The following is a 4472-nucleotide window of genomic DNA, read 5'->3' as shown; positions in this document are numbered from 1 at the left end:
ACTTAGAACCGACTATTTTTAAAGGAGATTAAACATGTTTACTAAAAAAGCAATTATTGTGTTTCTAAGCGTATCATGTTTATTTCTTTCTGCATGTATAAATTCTAAGCAAGTTGAAAATAAAAGCAAAAATTCAAGATATCCCATCTTCAATTAATGGACTAGAACTCTCTTTGAAACATATCGATAATAAATCGAGTGAAAAAAGTATTGAAATCACTATTAAAAACAAAAGTTCTATTGATTATTCTTTCGGGAAACATTTCTCAATAGAAAAAAAGATAAAAAACACTTGGTACTATGTACCATTTGAAAGTACGGTTTTTGAAGAAGATATAGCTCTTGTTATTCAATCAAATAGTCAACATACAGAACTACTTCCACTAAATGTTTTCAAAACTACGCTTACACCTGGAGAATATCGAGTACTAATATTCTTCAATCCTGAAGAAGCAGAATCCAAAGTAAGCTCGATTCAACTTGCTGCGCCTTTTCGTATAGAAGAATAAATAAGATGGTATGTCTCTTCATTATTCGAAGGGATTTTCTTTTGAGTAGGATAAGCGCCCAGCGCCTTGTCACATTACTATGATACACTCTCCTCCGAACCATACATACACCTCTCAATGTATACGGCTCTCCATTTATCAATCTAACTTTCCTACATGTAATTTCTTATGGCAAGATACGCAAAGTGCCATTGTTTTCCTTCTCCTAGCTATTATTATTTGTTCCCATATTTTCTTTCCTTTTATGTCTTTGACCTTTTTGACATTTTAGGATTTATTTCGCACTTATTTTAGGCGATATTTTACACACCCAACTTTAAAACCCAGCTACCTTCACATATGAGAAGATTAGCTGGGCTTCTTAATTATTTACATTCAATCATTTATAGAACAATTCGGGCCTGCCTAGTAAAAAATCGACTGCCCTGTGTTCTGCAATCGCGCCCTATAATGGAAGAACAGAGCTGTTTCTATTAGCTGGTTTTGTTGAAAAACATAATCTGATAAAATCGATTTACATTAATTTTGGCATCAATAGCACGACGAATTTCTTTGTTTGCTCTATGTCCCATACCGTGCAAATCAAATTTAGGGTTTAGGGAATTTTCTCCTTATGAGTCATCCTTTTTATTGATTTCAAGCCAGTTCTTAATTAGAAAGGTTCGTTGTTTCATACACCACCAAGGATGCGTCATCGTCATCTGGAACAGCGTAAAGTCGAAGCTCTTGACCGGCATTCTCCAAGAAAACTGGGTTACGGGTAATGACATGCCCTTTTGAAGAAAATTCCGTTACAGGCACTTCATGGATCGTATTGAACGTTTTCAAATCAAGCAAGGCTACGCCGCCTAATTCATAAGATTCAGAACCTACTGTGTTAGGTAGTCCAGCAATACCGCTGCAAACCATTTTATCTTTACCTACACTTTCACAGTCCTGATAATCAATAAAATGACTCGAATTTTCTTGAACATTTCGTTCTTTCCCTTTACTATTCCATTCATAAAATTTACGAGAACCCCAGCTTACGCCATAAAGTTTTCCTTTTTGTTCGTCACTAATAATCCCGCCGATATGGTCATTGACTCGGAATACTTCTTCTGATTCCATGGTCTCAGGATCTACTTTGTAAATGATAGATTCGCTGTTGGGACGATATTCGGCGACAGAAATCCATATAAATTCACCATCGAAATCAATGCCGCCTGGGTGATACATGTTTCCTTCCCCAAGCTGGATGTCCTTCAACAGTTCTCCATTTTGGTTAAAGACAAATAAGTGACCCACTCCCTTCCCCGGAGTGCGATCATAGCCATCAATCGGATGTTCATACTTCACCGTGCTTTCGATAATTTCCACAGAAGACATATAATAGAGATCACCGATTCGCGTCATTCCTTGGGGGTGATAAACATCAAATTGCAAATCAATCTCTTCTTGTTGCTGCCAACCCGTATTACGAGAAAGCTGCTGGAACTGATCTTCTAATTTTAGTTCCTTTGCACTGATTGTTTCAGATTGAGGTACTATGAGAGATGCGGACACTGCCAGAATAGCTATTAATAGAGTTGGTGTAAAAATGAATACAAATTTTCGCATGATAAATAATCCCTCCTTCTATTTTCAATTATCATTTTAGGAAATTGCTATTTAGAAGGTTTGATATTATCATTAAATTTTAGTAAATATGGAAAAATAGTTAATTCATATCCTGTGTATTATTAAGGCAATAGCCTTCTATTCTTTGATTTTGTTTTTAAACATAGAATTTCCAGTGGAAATTTACCATTAAAATAGACAATCGAAATTATCAAAATGCACCTTATGGTCAAATAGGAGCTTAGCAAAGGTAAATATGCATTTACACTAATTTAATAATTGCATCATACATCTGTAAGATTTCACTAATCCTTAAGGACAAAACAAAAATGAAATGTATGGAAAGGTAATAGTACAATTAAAGCTTTCATTATTTCTTCCCATTTTTTCCTTCCTTTTAGGTCTTTGACAAAAAAGTAACAGAATCTATAGTTCATGATAAAATTGCTTCATTTGAAGTTAGAGAGTTTTAAAATTATAGAAAAGAGTCCCTCTCATAATGAGAAGAGCTTTTCCATTTCACTGTGCCATGTGTCAAATAAAAATATTTGAATTGTATAATCATTATTTTTATTAACCATAATGTTTAGTAAGGACGTGTAACCAACTCAGGTTAAAAAACCTGAAGAACTTATAGTTGGTTTATAGCGTCCTACTTTTGTAGAAAATTTAAAGGTGGATTTAGGTCAATATCTTGGACACGAAAAAGTTAAGTTTTTAAGCAACTTTTCTAGCTGCGTCTTCCATAGCTTGAGGTGTTTTATATCCAATGCTGCTGTGAATCCGTTTTCTGTTATACCAGCCTTCGATATATTGAAAGATAGCTAACTTTGCTTCTTCAAACGTTACGTACTTTGTTTGATATACTTCTTCTTTCTTTAAAGAAGCATGAAAGGATTCCATGCAAGCATTATCATAAGGACAGCCTTTTCGACTAAAAGAAGGCGTTATATTGCGTTTTACGAGTAAAGCTTGAAATTCTTGACTTGTATATTGCGATCCCAAGTCAGTATGCAAAATGAGTTCTTTTGATGGTCTTTGAGCAGAGAAAGCGTTTTCTAAGGCTTTTACTACAATATCTGTTGTCATTTTTCGTGAAAATGAATATCCAATCACTTTTTTTGAATGCAAATCTAAAACGGAAGCCAAGTAACACCAACCTTCTCGTAAAACATGAATATACGTAATATCAGCGACCCATTTTTCGTTAATGGTTGTTGTACTAAAATCTTGTTCTAATAGATTTTCTCTTTCTTCAATCTTACCCATTGTATGCGTATAGGGATGATATTTGGTTTGAATGGTTGAGAAAATCCCTGCTTGGCGCATTAATCGCTAAACACGTTTTATACTTACTTCAAATCCTTTCGCTAGTAAAGTTTGATGTATTTTAGGTGCACCATATGTTCCTTTGTTTTCCATATGAATTTGTCTTATATGATTGGATAATCCTTCATTCTCAAGTGAACGTTTCGATATTACTTTGTGATGAGATTGATAGAATGAACTTCTGGCAATGCCAAGAACCTCACAAAGTGTTTTAACAGGGTGGACTTCCTTTTGAACATCAATGAACTCCATTAATTCTGCATCGCTTATTTTCTCGCAAATATGGCCATAGCCTTTTTTAAGATCTCATTCTCTTCTTTTAGACGTAACATCTCTTTTTGCATTTGTTTTAAATCATCTTGGGTCACTTCTTTTTCATCAACTGTCGCAATAGGAGAATATTTTTTGATCCATTTATAAATCGTTACTTCAGATACGCCATATTCTCTGCTTAATTCTTTCACTGGTCGTCCAGAACGATACAACTCGACCACCATTGATTTAAATTCATGATTAAAATTTTGTTTCATTACGGACACTCCTTCTGTAAGCACATTTTACTGACTTAACTTAGTTGTGTCCATAAGACTATACTAGCTCCACTTAATTTAAGGATTGTTAAATGATAGTTTGTTAACTTTAGCTATAGATCATGAATTAGTCAAAAAAAGAGTAAAGAAGTATTTCTTTACTCTTTGTTTTATTAGGGGTAACGTCCCGAAAATGCGGATTTACAACGTTAAGTTGTTTATTTCCCATTTATGGAACCACTTCCTTTTCAATTCTGCGTACTTTTTTTAGACTTCAATCTGTTGTTTTAAATAACGACTCTCTACTTGTAACTTCGCTGTTTCGTTTTCGTATTCAGGTCCTTTTCCATAGGAATATTGTTTTCCGGCAGGCTACTCTAGACGATGCAACTCTCCATTTCGATATCAACGCATACAAGTTTTAATTTGTGTATAGTTTCGTATATTCAATTTCCCATCACTTCTTAACAGGTACACCTTCTAACTGCATTTCAATAGCCTTCAT

2 protein-coding genes and 3 pseudogenes are annotated in these 4472 nt (G+C 34.3%); 1 reads left to right on the top strand and 4 read right to left on the bottom strand.

Going from position 1 to position 4472, the window contains the following annotated elements; genetic code table 11:
• The first annotated feature begins 113 nt into the window (after window positions 1–113).
• On the top strand, window positions 114–509 hold the full coding sequence (locus V7014_RS26425; protein ID WP_335511987.1) for an immunoglobulin-like domain-containing protein: 396 nt from the start codon (window positions 114–116) through the stop codon (window positions 507–509).
• A gap of 138 nt (window positions 510–647) precedes the next feature.
• Here V7014_RS26425 and V7014_RS26420 read toward each other — a convergent pair.
• The 4 genes and pseudogenes from V7014_RS26420 to V7014_RS27420 all read right to left on the bottom strand — a co-directional run.
• Window positions 648–761, bottom strand: a pseudogene (locus V7014_RS26420) (hypothetical protein); the annotation flags it as partial.
• Window positions 762–1157: 396 nt separating this feature from the next.
• Window positions 1158–2108, bottom strand: a complete 951-nt coding sequence (locus V7014_RS26415) for a DUF6454 family protein (RefSeq protein ID WP_335511984.1) — start codon at window positions 2106–2108, stop codon at window positions 1158–1160.
• 717 nt (window positions 2109–2825) lie between these two features.
• Window positions 2826–3967: pseudogene (locus V7014_RS26410) on the bottom strand (IS3 family transposase).
• Between the two features lie 238 nt (window positions 3968–4205).
• Window positions 4206–4420: pseudogene (locus tag V7014_RS27420) on the bottom strand (IS3 family transposase); the annotation flags it as partial.
• Window positions 4421–4472: the final 52 nt, after the last annotated feature.

This window comes from Bacillus sp. JJ722 (genome assembly GCF_036963345.1).
In the GTDB taxonomy this organism is placed as follows: Bacteria; Bacillota; Bacilli; order Bacillales; family DSM-1321; genus Bacillus_AD.
Note: the sequence above shows the minus strand (reverse complement) of the source record. Positions and strands in the feature narration are given on the sequence as shown.

Excerpts from the sequence above, each read along its gene's own strand:
- V7014_RS26415 (WP_335511984.1), bottom strand. The coding sequence starts at position 2,108 with ATGCGAAAATTTGTATTCATTTTTACACCAACTCTATTAATAGCTATT.